Annotated in this window: 17 protein-coding genes, 1 rRNA gene and 1 pseudogene; 4 read left to right on the top strand and 15 right to left on the bottom strand. The window is 66.0% G+C overall.

Annotation, left to right across the window (positions count from 1 at the left end):
* The 3 genes from BLS91_RS12525 to tyrS all read right to left on the bottom strand — a co-directional run.
* Nucleotides 1-82: ribosomal RNA gene (locus tag BLS91_RS12525) — 16S ribosomal RNA — on the bottom strand; the annotation flags it as partial.
* Between the two features lie 674 nt (nucleotides 83-756).
* Nucleotides 757-1,296: a GNAT family N-acetyltransferase gene (locus tag BLS91_RS12520; protein WP_092341084.1), complete on the bottom strand. Its 540-nt coding sequence runs from the start codon at nucleotides 1,294-1,296 to the stop codon at nucleotides 757-759.
* Between the two features lie 56 nt (nucleotides 1,297-1,352).
* Nucleotides 1,353-2,654 (bottom strand): tyrosine--tRNA ligase, encoded by a 1,302-nt coding sequence (tyrS, locus tag BLS91_RS12515; RefSeq protein ID WP_092341083.1) that lies wholly within the window; start codon nucleotides 2,652-2,654, stop codon nucleotides 1,353-1,355.
* A gap of 144 nt (nucleotides 2,655-2,798) precedes the next feature.
* Here tyrS and BLS91_RS12510 point away from each other — a divergent pair, with 144 nt between their 5' ends.
* Nucleotides 2,799-3,416, top strand: a complete 618-nt coding sequence (locus tag BLS91_RS12510; RefSeq protein ID WP_092341082.1) for a hypothetical protein — start codon at nucleotides 2,799-2,801, stop codon at nucleotides 3,414-3,416.
* A complete protein-coding gene (locus BLS91_RS12505; RefSeq protein ID WP_092341081.1) occupies nucleotides 3,413-4,012 on the top strand; it encodes a hypothetical protein in 600 nt (199 codons plus the stop codon). Before BLS91_RS12510 ends, BLS91_RS12505 begins: the two co-directional genes overlap by 4 nt.
* Here the strand turns inward: BLS91_RS12505 and BLS91_RS12500 are convergent.
* The 8 genes and pseudogenes from BLS91_RS12500 to argC form a co-directional block, all read right to left on the bottom strand.
* Nucleotides 4,009-4,603: pseudogene (locus BLS91_RS12500) on the bottom strand (DNA-3-methyladenine glycosylase). The gene BLS91_RS12505 and the pseudogene BLS91_RS12500 sit on opposite strands and share 4 nt — an antisense overlap.
* A gap of 2 nt (nucleotides 4,604-4,605) precedes the next feature.
* Nucleotides 4,606-6,036 (bottom strand): argininosuccinate lyase, encoded by a 1,431-nt coding sequence (gene argH, locus BLS91_RS12495; RefSeq protein ID WP_092341080.1) that lies wholly within the window; start codon nucleotides 6,034-6,036, stop codon nucleotides 4,606-4,608.
* Between the two features lie 7 nt (nucleotides 6,037-6,043).
* Nucleotides 6,044-7,243 (bottom strand): argininosuccinate synthase, encoded by a 1,200-nt coding sequence (locus BLS91_RS12490; RefSeq protein ID WP_092341079.1) that lies wholly within the window; start codon nucleotides 7,241-7,243, stop codon nucleotides 6,044-6,046.
* Nucleotides 7,244-7,405: 162 nt separating this feature from the next.
* Nucleotides 7,406-8,335, bottom strand: a complete 930-nt coding sequence (argF, locus tag BLS91_RS12485) for an ornithine carbamoyltransferase (protein WP_092341078.1) — start codon at nucleotides 8,333-8,335, stop codon at nucleotides 7,406-7,408.
* A gap of 107 nt (nucleotides 8,336-8,442) precedes the next feature.
* Complete coding sequence (locus tag BLS91_RS12480; RefSeq protein WP_092341077.1) at nucleotides 8,443-9,624, bottom strand: acetylornithine transaminase; 1,182 nt, start codon at nucleotides 9,622-9,624, stop codon at nucleotides 8,443-8,445.
* The gene (gene argB / locus BLS91_RS12475) at nucleotides 9,621-10,535 is read right to left on the bottom strand and encodes an acetylglutamate kinase (RefSeq protein ID WP_092341076.1); all 915 of its coding nucleotides are present in this window, start codon (nucleotides 10,533-10,535) and stop codon (nucleotides 9,621-9,623) included. The genes BLS91_RS12480 and argB overlap by 4 nt, the downstream gene beginning before the upstream one ends.
* Before the next feature lie 2 nt (nucleotides 10,536-10,537).
* Entirely contained in the window at nucleotides 10,538-11,719 is a 1,182-nt protein-coding gene (gene argJ, locus BLS91_RS12470; protein WP_092341075.1) for a bifunctional glutamate N-acetyltransferase/amino-acid acetyltransferase ArgJ, read from the bottom strand.
* Nucleotides 11,716-12,801 (bottom strand): N-acetyl-gamma-glutamyl-phosphate reductase, encoded by a 1,086-nt coding sequence (argC, locus tag BLS91_RS12465; RefSeq protein WP_092341074.1) that lies wholly within the window; start codon nucleotides 12,799-12,801, stop codon nucleotides 11,716-11,718. Before argC ends, argJ begins: the two co-directional genes overlap by 4 nt.
* A 310-nt stretch (nucleotides 12,802-13,111) precedes the next feature.
* Between argC and BLS91_RS12460 the strand changes: the two genes are divergently transcribed.
* On the top strand, nucleotides 13,112-13,510 hold the full coding sequence (locus BLS91_RS12460) for a hypothetical protein (protein WP_092341073.1): 399 nt from the start codon (nucleotides 13,112-13,114) through the stop codon (nucleotides 13,508-13,510).
* Nucleotides 13,507-14,127, top strand: coding sequence for a hypothetical protein (locus BLS91_RS12455; RefSeq protein ID WP_092341072.1), 621 nt, complete (start codon nucleotides 13,507-13,509; stop codon nucleotides 14,125-14,127). The genes BLS91_RS12460 and BLS91_RS12455 overlap by 4 nt, the downstream gene beginning before the upstream one ends.
* Nucleotides 14,128-14,314: 187 nt before the next feature.
* On the opposite strand, the gene pheT is transcribed toward BLS91_RS12455, so the two are convergent.
* The 4 genes from pheT to BLS91_RS12435 all read right to left on the bottom strand — a co-directional run bounded on the left by pheT (nucleotide 14,315) and on the right by BLS91_RS12435 (nucleotide 19,652).
* Entirely contained in the window at nucleotides 14,315-16,975 is a 2,661-nt protein-coding gene (pheT, locus tag BLS91_RS12450) for a phenylalanine--tRNA ligase subunit beta (protein WP_092341071.1), read from the bottom strand.
* Nucleotides 16,975-18,000, bottom strand: a complete 1,026-nt coding sequence (gene pheS / locus BLS91_RS12445; protein WP_092341070.1) for a phenylalanine--tRNA ligase subunit alpha — start codon at nucleotides 17,998-18,000, stop codon at nucleotides 16,975-16,977. The genes pheT and pheS overlap by 1 nt, the downstream gene beginning before the upstream one ends.
* A 156-nt stretch (nucleotides 18,001-18,156) precedes the next feature.
* Nucleotides 18,157-19,008 carry an amino acid ABC transporter permease gene (locus BLS91_RS12440; protein WP_092341069.1) on the bottom strand — a complete coding sequence of 284 codons (852 nt, stop codon included), beginning with the start codon at nucleotides 19,006-19,008 and terminating at the stop codon, nucleotides 18,157-18,159.
* On the bottom strand, nucleotides 19,005-19,652 hold the full coding sequence (locus BLS91_RS12435) for an amino acid ABC transporter permease (protein WP_092341068.1): 648 nt from the start codon (nucleotides 19,650-19,652) through the stop codon (nucleotides 19,005-19,007). Before BLS91_RS12435 ends, BLS91_RS12440 begins: the two co-directional genes overlap by 4 nt.
* Between the last annotated feature and the right edge of the window lies 1 nt (nucleotide 19,653).

Here is a 19,653-nt window from a genome sequence, read left to right as displayed (position 1 = left end):
AAGCTCCTCTTCACCGTTCGACTTGCATGTGTTAAGCACGCCGCCAGCGTTCGTCCTGAGCCAGGATCAAACTCTCCGTAAATGTTTGAATAGCTCCCAAACCCGAAAGTTCAGTGCCCATCTAGTGCACCCCACAGCCGGAATAGGCCGAAAAGATGCAAGTTTGAAACTGACAAGAACAAATCATTACTGACTTGCTTTGTTTAGTTGCCCAACCGAAGTTAGGACTTGTTCAATATTATTTCCAAAGGAATCTCCCGGCTGCAACCCGCTAGAAACGGGCCGACAACCACGAGGTTTTTGGCATTTGACATTGTGCACGCTGTTGAGTTCTCAAGGATCGGACACACCCAGCCGCCGGCCACGAAGACCATTGCACTGGAGTACTACTCTTATTTCTTGTCGCCCAGCACGAGTCAAATTGAATCGACTTCGTGTGAACTTCATCAAGTCACTGTCACGCGAAAAATTTCGGGCTATTTTGACTTGGGATTGGTCCCGCTTGAGGCCGGAAGCGCTTGGCTTTTTCCGAACCTGTGGGGTGACTTAGATGACATTACGGTGAATCCTGATACCCCGCAACTCACTGCTACATCCCGGGCGTGTCGGGGGCGGTCATCCGCTCGAAACACGTCCGAAATGCCCCTGGCGGGCCTCCCGGCGCGTCCGGGCCCACCTTCTAGCCGTGGGCCCAGTTTATAAACTGGGCCCACGGACGGGGCCTGGGCCCCGTCCGAAAGCAGGGAAGCGCGGAGGCTAGGGCTCGGGGGCGAACGCCAGGAAGAGTTCGCTCACCGAGTTGTAGTACTGGTCGGTCCTGCCCTTATGCGTCATGCCGATACGAAGGCACACCCGCTGCGACGGCCGGTTGCTGGGCGTGGTCACCGCCACCACCCGGTCGAGTCCCGTCTTCCAGCCTTCGGCCAACACAGCGGATGCCGCTTCAGTCGCGTAGCCGTGGTGCCACGCGTTCGGGTGAAAGTGCCAGCCGATCTCGGTATCCCCCGACGGCACGAGCGGCGTCACCGGACTCGACGCCGGAATGGACTTGAGCAATAGGTTGCCGAAGATCTCGCCGGTGTCGGCATCCGTCACCGCTCGAATGGCATGAATGGGATGTTCCATTCCCTGCCAGCGGTTGATCACCGCGATCGCCTCGGCGCGGTCGGTCATCACCCGTGGATTCAGCCCGATGTGTTGTTGCACGGACCACAGCGAATACAGACCGAAGACGAAGTCGGTGTCATCGAGGGTCCAGGGGCGCAGCAGCAGGCGTTCGGTTCGAAGAGTTTCCACGTCGACATCTTGCCATCCGCATCTGTCGCCCCCCTGCAACGGAGCCGTCGAGGTGGCTACTCGACGAAAATACCCGCGAGCGTCTTCTTGCCGCGGCGCAGCACCGCTACTCCCCCGGGAAGCACCGATCCCTCAATGGTCAGGTCGACACTGGTGACCTTCGCATTGTTCAGGTACACCCCACCCTGCTGAACCGCACGCCGGGCGTCACCGATGCTCTTCGACAGCTCGGTGTCGACGAGCAATTGCAGCACGGTCGCGTGCGGCGCCGTCGTGGTGTGCGGAAGTTCGCGCAGGGCGGCCTCCAGAGTGTCCGGGTCGAGCTCGGCCAGGTCACCCTGGCCGAACAGGGCCTCGGCGGCGTGGATGGCAGCATCCGTCGCCGCCTGGCCGTGCACGAGGCTGGTCACCTCGAGCGCGAGCCGGCGCTGCGCTTCTCGGCGGAACGGTTCGGTTTCGACGAGTTCGGCGAATCGCTCGATCTCACTACGTGAGAGAAACGTGAACACCTTGAGCCGAAAGACCACGTCGGCATCATCGGTGTTGAGCCAAAACTGGTAGAAGGCGTAGGGGCTCGTGAGGTTCGGGTCGAGCCAGACCGCGTTGCCCTCGCTCTTACCGAACTTGGTGCCGTCGCTGTTGGTGATGAGCGGGGTGCCGATGGCGTGCACGGTGCCGCTTTCGGCGCGACGGATGAGATCGGTTCCGCTGGTGAGGTTGCCCCACTGGTCGCTGCCACCGGTCTGCAGCACGCAGCCGTAGCTGCGGAACAGTTCGAGGTAGTCCAGGCCCTGCAGAATTTGGTAGCTGAACTCGGTGTAGCTGATGCCGGCGTCGGAATTGAGACGCGCGCTGACGGCATCCTTTTTGAGCATGGTGCCCACGCGGTAGTACTTGCCGATTTCGCGCAGAAAGTCGATCGCGCTCAAGGGCGCGGTCCAGTCCAGGTTGTTCACGAGCGTGACGGCATTCTCGCCCTCGGAACTCAGGAACCGGGAGACCTGCGCCTGCAGGTAGCCCACCCACTCTGCCACGGTGTCGGTGGGAGTCAGCGTGCGCTCGGCGGTGGGGCGCGGGTCGCCGATGAGTCCGGTGGAACCGCCGACCAGGCCGAGCGGATGATGCCCCGCCAGTTGCAGACGCCGCATCAGCAGCAGCTGCACCAGGTTGCCGAGGTGCAGGCTCGCCGCGGTCGGGTCGAATCCGCAGTAGTAGGTGATCGGGTCACCATCGAGCAGCGCTTTGAGCTCGGTTTCGTCGGTGGAGACGTGCACGAGGCCGCGCCAGTTGATCTCCTCCCACACGGAATCGAAGGAGAGATCATTGGTCTGCTGGGCAAGGATGGTGGGGTCTGACACGCGTTCAGATTACCAGCCGGGGCCGCCTCACCGAATCGGCGGCAGCATCCACTCTCCTCGCGTGACAATTCAGCCTAAAGCCTATACTGGACTTGATTTAGCCTGTGGGCTTAATTAGACTGAATGCAGGACGGAGCCTGAGCCATGTTTGTCATCACCGCTGACCAGATCGACAGCCGCAACGATCACGATCGTGCGCGGGAGATGATCGCCCGACTCCTGGCGCAGAATCCGGATGCCTTCAGCCTGCCGCCCGACCAGACCGCCGGCGATGAGATTCAGCTGCTTGTGTCGGCGGCGCGGCCGACTCTCTCCACGATTCTCGCGCTCCATCGGTCCGGCCACTGGAGCGTCGGGCTCGGTGTGGGAAGCGTGCGCACTCCCCTGCCGGCGTCTACCCGGCAGGCCACCGGCGGTGCGTTCATCGCGGCCCGCGATGCCGTGGTGCGCGCGAAGCGAACCGAGGCGCACTTTGCGCTCGAGGTCAGTCCAGCTGATGCAGCCGCCCCGGGCATCGAGGCACTCGTCACCATGCTGTTGCTGCTGCGTCAACGCCGTACCCCCCAGGGCTGGGAAGCCGGCGACCTCTTCGAAAGCGGGCTGGCCCAGACCGATATTGCTGCCGAGCTTGGAATCACGACTGGGGCCGTGAGCCAGCGACTCAAGGCAGCGCAGTACCGGGTCGAGCAGGCAGCCCGACCGGCGTTGGTTAGGCTGCTAGAGCAACTCGACCACGACGCGAACGAATCGGAAACCCTATGACTTTCAACGTTCTCACGTTCCTGTACTGGGTCGCCCTGATCCTGGTCACCCTGGCCTCGCTCACCTGCGCCGCGATCGCCTTCAAACTGCACCGCCAGCTCTACGCGATCGCTGCCATGGCCACACTCGCCCTGGCCCTCGTGCTCGCCGCGGTCCCGATGGGCCCCGGCCCCAGCGCGTTCGGTATCGTGCTCGGAATGCTCGCGCTGGCCCTCGCCGTGATCGGTGGCGGCCCGGTCGCCGTGCTCGCCCTCGATCTGGCCACCAACAACTCGGTACCGCCCGGCCAGCACGGCGGAATCATGGTGCTGAACGCCGGCAAACCGGCCCCGACCTTGGCCGGGGTCAGCGACCCGGAGACTCACGAGGTGCTGCGGGGCGGCGTGACCATCGGCATCCTGGAACGTCTGGCCGTGGCCGGCGCGATCCTGGCCGGCTTTCCCGAGGCCATCGCCATCGTCGTCGCCATCAAGGGTGTCGGCCGGTTCACCGAGCTGGCCGCAGCCGAATCGCGTGAGCGGTTCATCATCGGCACCCTGTCGAGCCTCATCTGGGCCTGCGGCTGCGCTGCCCTGGTGCCGATGGCGCTGGTCTAGCGACGCGCCTGCCGGGTCGATCGCCGATACGGCGAAACGGATGCCTCCCCCGGCACCCAGAAGCGCCACGGTACTCGACTCCCCACCGAGACCGCTCACCCCGGTACGCGGCCCGGTGGCGAAATCGGCGCGGCGGGCCGGCACCTCAAGGTCGAACGGTGCCACAGCCAGATCGGCGCCGTCATCGCCGAGCACAATGCCGAGGGCCTTGGTCAGCCGGGCCGGGCCGCGCGCGAGGTCAGCATCCGTTTTCGACGTCAGGCGTCGACTGCGGGCCTCGTCGATTCCCGCGACGACCTCGCCGCCGCGCAGGAGTACGGCCGATGCCTCACCGTCCGGCGAGCAGACAACGTTGGCGCAGACGTGCATGCCGTAGCTGAAATAGGCGTAGAGATGCCCGGGCGGGCCGAACATGGTTTGCGTGCGGGGTGTGCGACCGCGAAAGGCGTGCGAACCGGGGTCGCTCTCGCCGAGGTAGGCCTCAACCTCGGTGATGCGTACGGAGACCGCCCCACGGGTCGCTACCGCGCCGAGCAACAGCGGGGCGACCTCGAGTGCGGGTCGCTCCAGCAGGCCCGGCGCGAACGTCACTACTACCGGCTGAGCGCGGCCGTCAGGTCGCGTACGCGGGCCACGAGGTGGGCGCGCTGCTCGGCGACTCGCACCGGGGCGGTGCCGCCGGCGCCGTCGCGGCTGTCGACGGATCCACGGATGGTGAGAACGTCGCGCACCTCGGGAATGAGGTGCGGTGAGATCGCCAGTAGTGCGGCGTCATCGACCTCGTGCAGGTCGAGTCCGTTGGTCTCGGCGAACTTCACCAGGGAACCGGTGATTTCGTGCGCGTCACGGAACGAAACGTGGCGTTTGACCAGCCATTCGGCGACATCGGTGGCGAGGGAGAAGCCCTGCGGTGCGAGCTCGGCCATCCGCTCGGTGTGAAAGGTCAGAGTCGCAACCATGCCGGTGAAGGCGGGCAGCAGCACCTCGAGAGTGGTGATCGAGTCGAAGACCGGCTCTTTGTCTTCCTGCAGGTCGCGGTTGTAGGCGAGCGGCAGTCCTTTGAGCGTGGTGAGCAGCCCGGTGAGGTTGCCGATCATGCGGCCCGACTTGCCGCGAGCGAGCTCGGCGATGTCGGGGTTCTTCTTCTGCGGCATGATCGAGGACCCGGTGGAATAGGCGTCGTCGAGGGTGACGAACCCGAATTCGCGGGTGTTCCAGAGAATGATCTCCTCGGCCAGCCGCGACATGTCAATGCCGATTTGCGCGGTGATGTAAGCGAATTCGGCGACCAGGTCGCGGCTTGCGGTGCCGTCGATGGAGTTCTCGACCACGGCGGCGAAGCCCAGGTCGGTGGCAACGAGGTGCGCGTCGAGACCGAGGGTGTTGCCGGCGAGGGCGCCGGACCCGTAGGGCGAGGCATCCGCTCGCCGGCCCCAGTCGGCGAAGCGGTCGAGGTCGCGCACCAGCGGCCAGCAGTGCGCGAGCAGGTGGTGGGCGAGCAGCACAGGTTGGGCGTGCTGCAGGTGGGTGCGGCCGGGCATGATGGCGTCCTCGTGCGCTTCGGCCTGTGCGGCGAGGGCGTCGATGAGCTCGATCACGAGCGAGGCGAGAATGGCGGCGTGGTCGCGCAGCCACATGCGCACGAGCGTGGCGACCTGGTCGTTCCGGCTGCGGCCGGCGCGCAGCTTGCCGCCCACCTCGACACCGATGATGTCGATCAGGCCACGTTCAAGAGCGGAGTGTACGTCTTCATCGGCTTCGGCTGGCAGAAATTCGCGGGCGACGACGGCGCGCTCGAGTTCTTCGAGCGCGCCGACCGTCTGGGTCAATTCGGTGTCGGTGAGATATCCGGCGGCGGCGAGGGCCCGCGCATGCGCGCGGCTGCCCTGCAGGTCGTATTCCGCCAGCATCCAGTCGAACTGGGTCGACTTGCTCAGCCGCGCCAGTTCCGGCGACGGTCCCCCGGCGAAACGGCCACCCCAGAGGGCGCCAGCTCGGCCGGCGCGGTTTTTCTCACTCGACACGCGGGCCCTACTTCGCGGCGGCGTCGCGGCGTGCGGCGACCTTGCTCGGCAGCGACCACAGTTCGATGAATCCCTTGGCCATGGTCTGGTCGAAGGAGTCGCCGGTGTCGTAGGTGGCGAGGTTGAAGTCGTACAGGCTGGTCGTGCTCGAGCGTCCCGTGACGACGGCGGTGCCTGCGTGCATTTTCAAGCGGATGTCGCCGGTCACGTATTTCTGCGTGTCCTCGATGAACACGTCGAGGCTCTTCTTCAAGCCGGAGAACCAGAGTCCGTCGTAAACGAGTTCTGCCCATTTGCTCTCGACGCCGCGCTTGTAACGGGCTACGTCACGCTCGAGGGTCATGTTCTCGAGTTCTTCGTGCGCGGCGATGAGCGCTATTCCGGCGGGGGCTTCGTAGATTTCACGGCTCTTGATGCCGACCAGACGGTCTTCGACGATGTCGATGCGGCCGACACCCTGGTCACCGGCGAGACGGTTCATGAGCTGGATCATCTGCAGCGGACTGACCTTCTTGCCGTCAATAGCGACGGGCACGCCCTGCTCGAAGGAGATGACAACCTCGGTCGGGGCGCGGGTGACCGAGGGGTCCTGGGTGTAGGTGTAGAGGTCTTCGATCGGCGCGTTCCACGGGTCTTCGAGGAATCCGGTTTCGACGGCGCGACCCCAGACGTTCTGGTCGATGGAGTACGGGCTCTTCTTGGACTGCGCGATGGGCAGGTCGTGCTTGGCGGCATACTCGATGGCCTTGTCGCGGGTCAGTTCGAAGTCGCGCACCGGGGCGAGCGAGGTCAGCTCGGGGGCGAGGGCGGCGACGGCCGCTTCGAACCGAACCTGGTCGTTGCCCTTGCCGGTGCAGCCGTGGGCGACGCTGTCGGCGCCGAGTTCGATGGCGGTGGAGGCGAGGTACTTGGCGATCAGCGGACGGCTGATGGCGGAGACCAGCGGGTATCGCTTCTGGTACAGAGCGTTCGCCTTGAGCGTCGGCACGATGTAGTCGTTCGCGAACTCGTCCTTGGCGTCGATGACGATGGATTCGACGGCTCCGCAGTCCAGGGCGCGCTGACGGATCACGTCCATGTCTTCGCCCTCCTGTCCGACGTCGACGGCGAGGGCTACGACCTCTTTGCCGGTGGCATCCTTGAGCCAGCCGATGCCGACCGAGGTATCCAGCCCGCCCGAGTATGCGAGTACAACGCGTTCCGCCATGGTTCTCCCTAAATCTTGATCTGTCTAAAGTTTACGTGTTGCGCCGCGGCCCCCGGTCGCCCGCCTGCACTGCGGACGGGGCCCAGGCCCCGTCCACGGGCCCAGTTTATAAACTGGGCCCCGGGACGGGGCCTGGGCCCCGTCCCAAAGGCGAGGGGTCGGTCAGGCGGCGTTTTGCGCGAGCAGCCAGACCAGCAGCGCCTTCTGGGCGTGCAGGCGGTTCTCCGCCTCGTCCCAGATAATGCTCTGCGGGCCGTCGATGACCTCGGCGGTGACCTCGTAGCCGCGGTCGGCCGGCAGGCAGTGCATGAAGTGCGCGCCCGGCTTGGCCAGGCCCATGAGCTCGGCATCGACCCGGTACTGACCGAGGTCGCCGAGCCGCGCGGCCTTCTCCTCTTCTTTGCCCATCGACACCCAGGTGTCGGTGATGACCACATCGACGCCCGCGACAGCCTCACGCGGGTCGGTGAAGAGGGCGACCGAGCCGCCGGTGCGGGCGGCGATGGCCGTCGCATCCGCTACCACCTGGTCGGTCGGCGTGTAACCGACCGGTGAGGCGATGCGCACGTGCATGCCGGCAGTGGCACCGGCGAGCAGGTAGGACTGGCCCATGTTGCAGGCGCCGTCGCCGAGAAAGGCGAGGGTCTGGCCCGCCAGGTCGCCACGGTGTTCGCGAATCGTGAGCAGGTCGGCGAGCAGCTGGCAGGGGTGGAAGTCGTCGCTGAGCGCGTTGACGACGGGCACCGTGGTGCCGAGCGCCATTTCTTCGAGCCCGGCCTGGCCGTAGGTGCGCCAGACGATCGCGGCGACCTGGCGTTCGAGCACGCGGGCGGTGTCGGAGGCGGTTTCCTTGCCGCCGAGCTGGCTGTTCGCGGTGCTGATGATGAGCGGGCTGCCTCCGAGGTCGGCGATGCCGACGGCGAAGGAGACCCGGGTGCGGGTGGAGGACTTGTCGAAAATGACCGCGACGGTCTGCGGGCCAGCGAGCGGGCGCACCGCGAATCGGTCTCGCTTCAGCTCCAGGGCCAGATCGAGAATCTCGGCCTGTTCGGCCGGGGAGATATCGTCGTCGCGCAGGAAATGGCGGGTCACGGTGTCACTTTCGGTTGTCGTTGTTCAGTTGCAGAGCGGATGCCGCTCCACCGTCTTAAAATCACACGCGCCGGCGTAAAACCGGCGCAAAGTGGGATTCGTCCAGCCTAGAGGCTGGCGAGGGCGCGCCCGAACCGCACTTGGAAGTCGGCGATTTCGGCGTCGCCCACGATCAGCGGCGGGGCGATGCGAATGCTGGTCTCGTTGGCGGCGTTCACGATGAGTCCGTTGGCCAGGGCGGCCGCACCGAGCTTCAACGCGACCGGTTCGGTCAGGCCGACGCCGAGCAGCAGGCCGCGTCCGCGAACCTCCTCGATCAGCGGCGAGTGGAAGCCGAGGATGATCTCGCGCAACTGCTGGCCTCGCCGGAAGGCGTTCGCGGCGAGGTCGTCGCGTTCGATCACGCCGAGCACGGCGTTTGCTGTCGCGGTGACGAGCGGGTTGCCGGCGAAGGTCGAGCCGTGCTGGCCTCGCCGAAACAGGTCGGAGGCCCAGCCGAAGGTGACCAGCGCACCAATCGGAACACCGCCACCCATCCCCTTGGCGATGGTGACGGCATCCGGAAGAATCTCAGCGTGGTTGTAGGCGAACCAAGCGCCGGTGCGGGCGATGCCGGTCTGGATCTCATCGATGATCAACAGAACGCCGTGTTCGGTGCAGAGTTCGCGGGCGCGTTTGAGAAAGCCGTCGGGCAAGTCGATGACGCCGGCCTCGCCCTTGACCGGTTCCAAGAACAGGGCGGCGACGGTGTTGTCGATCGTCGCTTCGAGGGCCTTGATCGTGCTGTCGATGTGTTCGACCCCGCCGGGAACCGGTTCGAACGCCTCCCGCATGTGTGGCTTGCCCGAGAGCGCGAGTGCGCCCATGGTGCGACCGTGAAAGGAGTCGTGCAGCGAGATGATGCGGTTGCGATGGCCCGTGTTATTCAGCCGGGCCAGTTTAAACGCGGCCTCGTTGGCTTCGGCGCCGGAGTTGCAAAAGTAGACGCGACCTTCGTCGCCAGCGCCGGTGATGCGCTTGAGGCGTTCGGCCAGTTCAATCTGCGGCGGCGTGGCGAAATAGTTGGAGACGTGGCTGATGGTGCTGATCTGCTTCGTGACCGCCGCGACGACCTCGGGGTGGGCGTGACCGAGCGAGTTCACGGCGATTCCGGCCAGAAAGTCGAGGTACTGGGTGCCCAACTCGTCCCAGACGTAGCAGCCTTCACCGCGCACGAGCATCGCCAGTGGCGGGCTGAACGTGCGCATCATCGAATCGGCGAACCGATTCTGCCAGGGTTGGTCGGTCATGCGGGTATTACCTCCGTGCCAATGCCGCTTCCAGTGAAAATTTCGAGCAGGATCGAGTGCGGCACTCGCCCGTCGATGATCGCGGCCTTGGCGACTCCGCCGTCGACAGCGTCGAGGCAGGCCGTCATCTTGGGAATCATGCCCGATTCCAGCTCGGGCAGCAGGCCACGCAGCTCGAGAACGTCGATGATCGATACGAGCGAATCCCGGTTCGGCCAGTCGCGGTAGAGCCCCGCAACGTCGGTGAGAATCACGAGTTTGGCCGCGCCGAGGGCGATCGCGAGTGCGGCAGCAGCAGCGTCGGCGTTGACGTTCAGGGATTGACCCGGGACATCCGCGTCTGGGGCGATCGATGACACCACCGGAATGCGGCCGGCCGCGAGCTGCGCGAGCACGGCTTCGGGGTCGACGCCGACGACGTCACCGACGAGTCCGAGGTCGACCTCGACGCCGTCGATGACGACGCCACGACGCCGTCCGCGAAACAGACCAGCGTCCTCACCGCTGAGCCCGGCGGCGAGCGGACCGTGCTGGTTGATGTGGCTGACCAGGTCGCGGTTGATCTGGCCGGTGAGCACCATGCGCACGACGTCCATCGCCTCTGGGGTGGTCACCCGGTAGCCGCCGCGAAACTCGCTCTCGATGCCGAGGCGTTTCAACATGGCCGAAATCTGCGGGCCGCCGCCGTGCACGACGACCGGACGGATGCCCGCGTAGCGCAGGTAGACCATGTCTTCGGCGAAGGCACGCTGCAGGTCTTCGCTCACCATGGCATTACCGCCGAACTTCACGACGATGATCTGGTCGTGAAAGCGTTTGAGCCACGGCAAGGCTTCGATCAGCGTTGCCGCTTTAACGGATGCTTCGGCCTGGCTGGTCTCGTCGGGCTTGGTTATGGGTGTCTCGGTCATGGTCAGCTCGAGTACGCGCTGTTCTCTTCGACGTAGTCGTGGGTGAGATCGTTGGTCCACAGGGTGGCCGTTTCGTCCCCCGCGTGGAGGTCGATCAGCACGGTGACCGAGCGCTTCGTGAGGTCGACGAGGTCGCGCGGCTGGTCGGGCTCCCCCGCGGTACACACCTGCACACCGTTGATGGCGACGTCGATGCCGTACGGGTCGAAGGCGGCGTCCTTGACCGGGACGGTTCCGGCTGCGGCGAGCACGCGGCCCCAGTTCGGGTCGTTGCCGAAGATGGCCGACTTGAACAGGTTGCTGCGGGAGACGGCGCGGGCCACTATGACGGCTTCGTCTTCGGAGACCGCGTTGGTGACAGTGATCGCCACGTCGTGCGCGGCGCCCTCAGCGTCGCCCTGCAGCTGAAGGGTGAGGTCGCGGCAGATCTCGACGAGCGCTGCGGTGAATTCGGCCAGGTCGGCGCTAACGCCGCTGGCCCCGGAGCAGAGCAGGCTCACGGTGTCATTGGTCGACATGCAGCCGTCCGAGTCGAGGCGGTTGAAGGTCACTCGCGTGGCCGCGTGCAGCGCAGTGTCGAGCTCGGCCGAGTCGAGCACGGCGTCGGTCGTGATGACGACGAGCATGGTGGCCAGACCGGGCGCGAGCATACCGGCCCCCTTGGCCATGGCGCCGATGCTCCAGCCGGCCGGGGAAATGTGCGCGGCCTGCTTCGGCCGGGTGTCGGTGGTCATGATGGCCTGCGCGGCCAGGAGGCCGGCGGCAGGGGTGGTGGCGGCATCCGTTTTGATGGCGAGGGTCGCGTCCCAGACGCCCGCGGTGACGAGGTCGAGGTTGAGCTGCTCGCCGATCAGGCCGGTGGAGCAGACCAGAACGTCGCCGGAGGAGAGGTCGAGCCGCTTCGCGACCGCTTCGGCGGTGGCGTGCGTGGTCTGAAAGCCGATGCTGCCGGTGTAGCAGTTGGCCCCGCCGGAGTTGAGCACGATCGCGCTGACCTGGCCATCGCTCATGACTTGGGTGCTCCAGATGACGGGGTTGGCCTGGCAGCGGTTGCTCGTGAACACGGTCGCGGCGTTCTGCAGCGGGCCGAGGTTCTGCACGAGGGCGAGGTCGAGCCCACCGGACTTCTTCAGGCCGGCAGTGACGCCGGCGGCAGCAAAACCGGCGGGAAGGGTAACACTCACGGAGCAACTCCATTCATGGTCAAACCGAGTGTTTCGGTCAGACCGAGGGCAATATTGGCGGATTGGATGGCAGCGCCGGCGGTGCCCTTGACGAGATTGTCGATCGCGGTGATGGTGACGACCCGGCCGGCTGCTTCGTCGACGGCCAGTCCGATCAGTGCGGTGTTGGCGCCGAGTACGTCGGCCGTGCGCGGAAAATGTCCGTCGGGCAACAGGTGCACGAACGGTTCGTCGGCGTAGGCGTCCTCCCAGGCGGCGCGCACGGCGGCGGCGCTCGTTCCCGGCACGAGTCGAGCGGTCGCCGTGGCGAGGATTCCGCGGGACATCGGCACGATCACCGGGGTGAAAGAGATGGTGGCGTCGGGGGACGAAGCGCATGCTGCGCTGGTCGGGTCGGCGGGGCCCGCCGCCGCGGCCCAGCGCAGCGACTGCACGATCTCCGGAATGTGCCGGTGCGTGCCGCCGACCGCGTACGGGTTAGCTGAACCCAGGATCTCGGCCGCGAGGTTCGGCAGCTTAAGGCTCTTGCCGGCGCCGCTCGGGCCGACGGCGAGCACGGCCACGAGGTCCTGCGCTTCGATCACGCCCGCGTGGATTCCGGGGGCCAGGGCGAGGGCGACGGTGCTGGCGTTGCAGCCGGGAGCGGCGATGCGGCGAGCGCCGACGAGCCGGTCGCGCTGTTTGCCGGCGCCGATGGGCAACTCCGGGACACCATAGGTCCAGGCGCCAAAGTAGTCGCCGCCATAGAAGGCCGCCCAGTCGTCGGAATTCACCAGGCGGTGGTCGGCGCCGCAGTCCACCACGAGGGTTTCGGCGGGGAGGTGCGCGGTGATCTCGCCGGACTTGCCATGAGGCAGGGCGACGAAGACGACGTCGTGGCCGCTGAGATTCTGCGGCGTCGTGTCGACCAGGGTGAGGTGGGCCAGGGAACGCAGCGAGGGTTGAACGTCGATCAAGCGCTGCCCGGCGTTGCTGTGCGCGGTGACCGTGCGCACCTCGAATTCGGGGTGTCCGGCGAGCAGCCGCAGCAGTTCGCCGCCCGCATACCCGCTCGCGCCCGCCACTGCCACCGAAAAAACCATGTGTTAAACCTAGCGCGGCCCTGGCGGCCCCGTTTCCGCGCCGGGCGCGGCGTCATGCGCGGGTCGGGGCGCATCCGCTTGCTGCGCCGCACCCCACCGCGCACGGCTCGTGGCACCCGGTCGGCTCGTGGCACCCGCCCGGCTCGTGGCCCGTGTTGAGGAAGCTCGCACGTGTTCAAACCAGTGCCACGTTCCCCAACACGTGCCACGAGGAACGGATGCACCTCCTGCACATCACCCCTTGGCACGAATACTCCACAGGTCGTCTCCAGGTCACGGCTCACCCTCGTGCCCGCGGCACACTGGCCACATGCGCGAGATCTTTGAGACCTGTGAGGCCCTGCACGATGGTCTGATCCCGGCGGAGGCACTGCGCGCCTCGGGCATGAACTCCCATGCCGTGGATTCACTTCTCAAACGCGGCGAGCTCGTGCGGGTGCGACGGGGGGTGCGACGGGGGTGGTATGTCCTCGGCCCGCGCTGGGAGGAGATCGGTGCAGATGGTCGATACCGCCTCCTCGTTCGGGCGACAGCGGCCCAGGCCAAACGTGACTTGATGTATTCGCACCATTCCGCCGCCGCACTGCACGGACTGCCGCTGATTGGCCAGTGGCCCCAGGGCGTGCATGCCATCGATCCCGACACCGCCGGTGGCAGCAGCTCGAGGCTCCTCACGACTCACCGAGGGCCGGTCGACCCATCCCCGTGATCATCGACGGCATCCGAGTAACGAGCCTGTCGCGCACTCTGATCGATGTGGCCGCGACGTCGAGCTTTCTAGTCGGAGTCACGATGATCGACCACGTTCTACATTGTGAAGCAGCCCGGATGGCCGCCGCCCAACGGTCCGGGAGTGTTGGGGCACCACCGATCACTCATGCAACGCTACTGACCGAGCTGGATGGGGTGCAGCCGAGAAATGGGCACCGGGCGGCCGAGAGGGCCATCGCATTTGCCGATGGGCTCTCAGCTAACCCCGGCGAGTCGCTCGGGCGCGTGCGGTTCGAGGAATTGGGCTTCGAGATTCCCGAATTGCAAGTGCGTTTCGACGTGGGCGGGCGCACCTGCTACGTGGACTACTTCTGGCGAGGGGTGCGCAAGATCGGCGAGTTCGATGGCCACATCAAGTACACCCGTGCGGCAGTTATGGCCGGTCGCGACACCGTACAGGTTGTCGTCGACGAAAAGGACCGGGAGAGCGTTCTACGGCCGGAGGTCAACAGCTTCGACCGGTGGGGATGGAAGCTCGCGCTCTCGCCGCAGGCGTTTTATCGCTTCCTGATGGACAAGGGTGTGCCGCGAGCGCCCACAAGACGCGACAGGTGACGACGGCACGCGCCTGACTCACGAGAGGGCTCGTGGCACTCGTTGGGGAAGCCCGCACGTGTTCAAACCAGTGCCAACTTCTCAAACACGTGCCACGAGAGGCGGATGCCGCGCAGCCGGCCCCGTTAGGGCGACTCGCGGCATCCGCTGCCCGCGGGCGGCACAGGCACACGCGCAGGCACCAGCGCTATTCGCGCAGGGTGGCCCCGAACCGGTCGGCGGCCAGGGCCACGCCGGCCAGACGGGCGGCGCTCGCCTCGGCGGCGGTCAGCGTGCGCTCCTCGCCGCGAAAACGAAGCGCGAAGGTGAGCGACTTGTGGCCGGGTTCAACACCGGCACCCCGGTAGTCGTCGACCAACACGATGCTCTCGAGCAGCCCACCGGCCCCCTCGGCGACGGCCGAGCGCAGGGCCGCAGCCGGTACGGAGGCCGCGACGACGAGCGAGAGGTCCTGCGTGGCGGCGGGCATCGTGCCAATGGGCGTGACCGTGAGATCCCCGTCGGACTGCCCGAAGACGAGTCCCAAGTTGATCTCGGCGACAGCGACGACTGCGGGCAGGTCGTAATCGTCGGCGACTGTGGGAAGCAGCTCGCCGGCGAATCCGACCGACACCGTCGAAGCCGCGGCAGTCGCAGCGCCGGGCACGGTCACGAACAGCTCGGCCGTGCGGCCGGGGTGCATCGCCGGGTGCAGGCCCTGGCGCACCTCGATGCGAACCCCGGTAGCCAGAGCCACCTGCTGCACGGCGGCCAGCGCCGACTGCCAGCCGGCAGCAACGGCGGGCTGGTTCGGCTGGTGCCGCACGTCGTTGCCGACGAGAACGAAGCCGACCAGTAGCGGCTGCGGAACGATTCCCGCGAAGAGGACCGCCTCCACCTCAGCGCTCGGGCGCTCTCCCCCAGCCGGAAGCACGGGCGTGCCATAGGTCACTCCGGGTTCGGGCCGAAAAACCAGTCCCTGCTCGTAGATGGCGAGATCCACGAGGCCGCGCGAGCGGTTGCGGTGTGCGATCTGCAGCAGGCCCGGCAGCATCGTGGTGCGCAGGAACGGCGCCTCCCCGTCAAGCGGGTTGGCGACCTTCATCTGCGGCACCGAAACGGGCACCGAAACCGAACCCGCCAGAGCGGATGCCGCACCCGCGTCGGTAACGCCGGCGTCAGCATCCGCTTCGCCAGCTGGCACAGTAACAACCGAAGCAGCGGCGGGCGCAACGGCCACGCCAAACAGGTTGTTCGCCGCTTCCGACACGAACGGATAGGTCAAAACCTCGGTGTGACCGGTGGCCGCGAGGGTCTGCGCGACCGTGCGGCGCAGTGTCTGCGTGCGAGTCAGGCCGCGGCCGGGCGGCGCGACGGGCAGCACGGAGGGAATGCGGTCGTAGCCGACGATGCGGGCGACTTCCTCGGCGAGCGTCCACTTGTCGGTGAGGTCGGGGCGCCAGCTCGGCGGGGTGACCTGCAGGTCACCATCGGCCTCGACCAGCGAGGTGCCGATCTGAACGAGGGCATCGCGTACTTCGTCACCGGTGTAGGCAAGGCCGATGAGGCCGGACACGAACCCGGTCGGCAGCAGAATCGGCTCGGGGGCCGGTGCCACGTCGTAGACCGAGCCGAGGTCGTCGGCGACTCCCCCGGCGAGGTCCACGAGCAGCTGTACGACGCGGGCGGCGGCAACGGCGGCCACGCGGGGGTCGACGCCGCGTTCGAACCGTTTGCTCGCCTCGCTCGGCAGCTTGTGACGGCGGGCCGAGCGCGCGATCGACACCGGGTCGAAGTTGGCGGCCTCGACGAGTACGTTGACGGTCGTCGAGGTGATCTCGGTGCTCGCCCCGCCCATCACGCCGGCCAAGCCAATCGGCCCGGATTCGTCGGTGATCAGCAGATCTTCGACGTTGAGCGTGCGGCTGACTGCGTCGAGCGTTGTAAATTTCTCACCGGCGGTCGCGCGACGCACGATGATGCCGCCGGCCAACTTGTCGAGGTCGTAGCCGTGCAGCGGCTGGCCGAGCTCGAACATCACGTAGTTGGTCACGTCGACCACGAGGGAAATGGAACGGATGCCGACCAGCCCCAGCCGGGCGATCATCCAGGCCGGAGTCGGCCGGGTCGGGTCGACGCCGCGCACAACGCGGGTCACGAAGACGGTAGAGCCGATCCGGTCCCGAATCGGAGCCTGATCGTCGATGGTGACCGGGAAGCGGGTGACCGGGGCCACGACGGTGAGAGCGAGGGCAGGGTCGCGAAACGCCACGCCGGTGGCGTGCGAGTATTCGCGGGCGACGCCGCGAATGGAGAAAGCGTAGCCGCGGTCGGGGGTGACGTTGATTTCGACGGCGCTGTCATCCAGGCCGAGCAGGGGAATAGCATCCGTTCCCACCGGGGCGTCGATGCCGAGGTTCTTCAGCAGCAGAATGCCGTCGTGCTCGTCGCCGAGGCCGAGTTCACGGGCCGACGCGATCATGCCGTCGGAGACGTGGCCGTAGGTCTTGCGGGCCGCGATCGGAAATGGGCCGGGCAGCGAGGCGCCGGGCAGGGTCACGACGACCTTGTCGCCGACGGCGAAGTTGTGGGCGCCACAGATGATGCCGTGCACGGCTGGGCCGCCGTCAGCGGCGAGTTCACCGTCGGGGGCAACCCGCACCTGGCACCAGTTGATGGTCTTGCCGTTGGTCTGCTCTTCGCCGACGAATTCGAGTACTTCGCCGACCACGATCGGGCCGGAGACCGCGATTCGGTGAATATCTTCCTCTTCGAGGCCGACGCTCACGAGGGCAGCATGGACGTCTTCCGGCGTGGTGCCGGGCGCGAGGTCGACGTATTCGCCGAGCCAGCTCAGTGGTACGCGCATTAGAGGTTCATTCCGAACTGCTGGCTGAACCGGATATCGCCCTCGACCATGTCGTGCATGTCCTTTACGTCATTTCTAAACATCACAGCTCGTTCTACACCCACGCCGAACGCAAACCCGGAGTACACCTCGGGGTCGATCCCAGCCGAGCGCAGCACGTTGGCGTGCACCATGCCGCAGCCGCCCCACTCGATCCAGCGTGCGCCGTCCTTGAAGGTGGGGTGCCAGACGTCGAGCTCCGCGCTCGGTTCGGTGAAGGGGAAATAGTTGGGGCGCAGCCGCACCTTGGCCTCCGGGCCGAACAAGGCCTGCACGAAGTGGTCGAGCGTGCCGCGCAGGTTGGCCATGGTGAGGCCCTTGTCGATGGCGATGCCCTCGATCTGGTGGAACACCGGCGTGTGGGTGGCGTCGAGCTCGTCGGTGCGAAACACGCGTCCGGGCGCGACCACGTAGACGGGCAGTTCGCGGCTGAGCAACGCGCGCAGCTGCACCGGCGAGGTCTGCGTGCGCAAAACGAGGTGGGCATCCGTCGGTTCGACGAAGAAAGTGTCCTGCATGGCGCGGGCCGGGTGGTCCTCATCGAAGTTGAGGCCGTCGAAGTTGAACCATTCGCTCTCGAGCTCCGGCCCTTCGGCGACTTCCCAGCCCATGGCCACGAACACGTCGGCGGCCCGTTCCATGAGGAGCGACGTGGGATGCCGCGCCCCGGCTTTCCAAGCGGATGCTGCTGCGGTCACGTCCACCGTTTCAGCCAGGAGCCGGGCGGCTGCTTCCGCCGTGCCGATCTCGTCTTCGCGAGCGGTCAGCGCTTTGGTGACGGCGCCGCGGGCCTGGCCGACGAGCTTGCCGGCAGCGGCTTTCTGGTTGCCGGGCACGCTGCGCATGAGGGCATTGAGCTTCGACAGCGGAGAGGACTCCCCTGCGTGCTCGCTGCGTACGAGCTTGAGCGCGGCGGTCGTAACGGCTTCGGCGATGGCGGCCAGTGCGGCGTCAACCGCGGCGTTGACGGCGGCGTTGGAGATCAACGGCGCAGCTGGTTCAGATGCTGGTGGATCTACTGGTGTGGTGGGCTCTGGGGGAACGCTGGGAACAGACACAAGGCCCAAGTTTAGTGCGTACTGCGCGCGGGCCCGCCCGAGGCGGCGCCGGGGCGGGCATCCGCGCGCCGCGCGACCGGAGAGCTAAGCGGCCTCGTTGACCAGTTCCTGTGCCTTGATGTTCTTTGCGGGACCACGCTTGGTACGCACCTCGATGAACTTGGCGAGGCCGGCAAGGAGCAGACAGAGCGAGATGTAAATGGCCGCGACCACGATGGTCGATGGAATGATGGGCGACCCGATCTGCGACTGGGTGCCGTACATCTTGGCCAGGTACAACAGCTCCTGGTAGGTGACAATGAAGCCGAGGGCGGTGTCCTTGAGCACGACAACGAGCTGCGACACGATAACCGGCGCCATGGCACGCAGGGCCTGCGGCAGCAGAATCATGCGCATGACCTGGGTCTTGGTCATGCCGATCGCGTAGGCAGCCTCGGCCTGACCCTTGGGCAGCGATTCGATGCCGGCCCGAAAGACCTCAGACAGCACGGAGCCGTTGTAGAGCGTGAGCCCAGTGACGACAGCGATAAACGGTGTGACGAACGTGTAGCCGAGCGGCGGAAGGCCGTAGTACATGATCATGATGAGGATCAGCAGCGGAACAGCTCGGAACAATTCAACGAAAACGTACGTGGGCGCGCTGATCCATTTATGCTTCGATACCCGGCCGACCAAAAGGAGCAGGCCGAGCGTCAGGCTGAGCACGGCAGCGAGACCGAAGGCCTTCAGCGTGGCCACCGTGGCTTCTACAATTTTGCCCTGCGCGTACGGAAGGGTAAAGATGTTCCACTTTTGCGCGGTGAACTGGTCGGTCTCAATGAAGCGGTAAACGATGAAACCGAAGATGCCGAGCACAACGATCAGGGTCAAGACCCCGATGTAGCGGTGGCGCACGCGTGCGCGGGGGCCGGGAGCGTCAAACAGCACGTTACTCATCGGAGCACCTTCAAACGGTTTTCCAGCACCCGCTGAACGAACGACAAAACGGCCACGAGCAGAATGAAGATCAACGCGACCCAGAGCAGCACCACGATGGCGGGTTCACCGCGCTCCGAGAGGTTCGCGCGAATGTAGCCGGCCTCGGCGACGGAGAATCCAGCCGCGACCGTGGTGTTCTTGAGCAGGGCGATGAAGACGCTCATCATGGGCGGAATCACGGCGCGAAATGCCTGCGGCAGCAGAATATGCGACATGCTCTGGCCGAAGGTGAGTCCGATGGCCCGTGCGGCTTCCGCTTGGCCGAGCGGAACGGTGTTGATGCCGGCGCGCAGCGTCTCGGCAACATAGGTGGCGGTGTACAGGCCCAGGGCGAAGATGGCCAGGGTGGTGTAACTGACGGTAGGAAGATCAAGTTTGGGGTACCCGAAGGCGAAGAAAAACATGATCAGGGTCAGCGGGGTGTTGCGCACGAGGTTGACGTAGCCGGTGCCGACCCACCGCATGGGGGCGACGGGGGAAACGCGCATGGCGCCGACGATGGTTCCGAGAATCAGGGCGAAGAGGGCGGCCCAGAGGAACACCTGCAGCGTCAAAGCGAACCCGTCGACGAAGACGTCGAGGTTATTGAGCAGTGTGTCCATG

The sequence above is a fragment of the Cryobacterium flavum genome, assembly GCF_900103805.1.
Classification (GTDB): domain Bacteria; phylum Actinomycetota; class Actinomycetes; order Actinomycetales; family Microbacteriaceae; genus Cryobacterium; species Cryobacterium flavum.
Note: the sequence above shows the minus strand (reverse complement) of the source record. Positions and strands in the feature narration are given on the sequence as shown.

What these genes read in the sequence shown, in the direction of transcription:
- BLS91_RS12480 (WP_092341077.1), bottom strand. Translation starts at nt 9,624, where the DNA reads ATGACCGACCAACCCTGGCAGAATCGGTTCGCCGATTCGATGATGCGC.
- BLS91_RS12510 (WP_092341082.1), top strand. Translation starts at nt 2,799, where the DNA reads ATGTTTGTCATCACCGCTGACCAGATCGACAGCCGCAACGATCACGAT.
- argB (WP_092341076.1), bottom strand. Translation starts at nt 10,535, where the DNA reads ATGACCGAGACACCCATAACCAAGCCCGACGAGACCAGCCAGGCCGAA.
- BLS91_RS12435 (WP_092341068.1), bottom strand. Translation starts at nt 19,652, where the DNA reads ATGGACACACTGCTCAATAACCTCGACGTCTTCGTCGACGGGTTCGCT.
- BLS91_RS12440 (WP_092341069.1), bottom strand. Translation starts at nt 19,008, where the DNA reads ATGAGTAACGTGCTGTTTGACGCTCCCGGCCCCCGCGCACGCGTGCGC.
- BLS91_RS12460 (WP_092341073.1), top strand. Translation starts at nt 13,112, where the DNA reads ATGCGCGAGATCTTTGAGACCTGTGAGGCCCTGCACGATGGTCTGATC.
- BLS91_RS12505 (WP_092341081.1), top strand. Translation starts at nt 3,413, where the DNA reads ATGACTTTCAACGTTCTCACGTTCCTGTACTGGGTCGCCCTGATCCTG.
- BLS91_RS12490 (WP_092341079.1), bottom strand. Translation starts at nt 7,243, where the DNA reads ATGGCGGAACGCGTTGTACTCGCATACTCGGGCGGGCTGGATACCTCG.
- pheT (WP_092341071.1), bottom strand. Translation starts at nt 16,975, where the DNA reads ATGCGCGTACCACTGAGCTGGCTCGGCGAATACGTCGACCTCGCGCCC.
- argC (WP_092341074.1), bottom strand. Translation starts at nt 12,801, where the DNA reads ATGGTTTTTTCGGTGGCAGTGGCGGGCGCGAGCGGGTATGCGGGCGGC.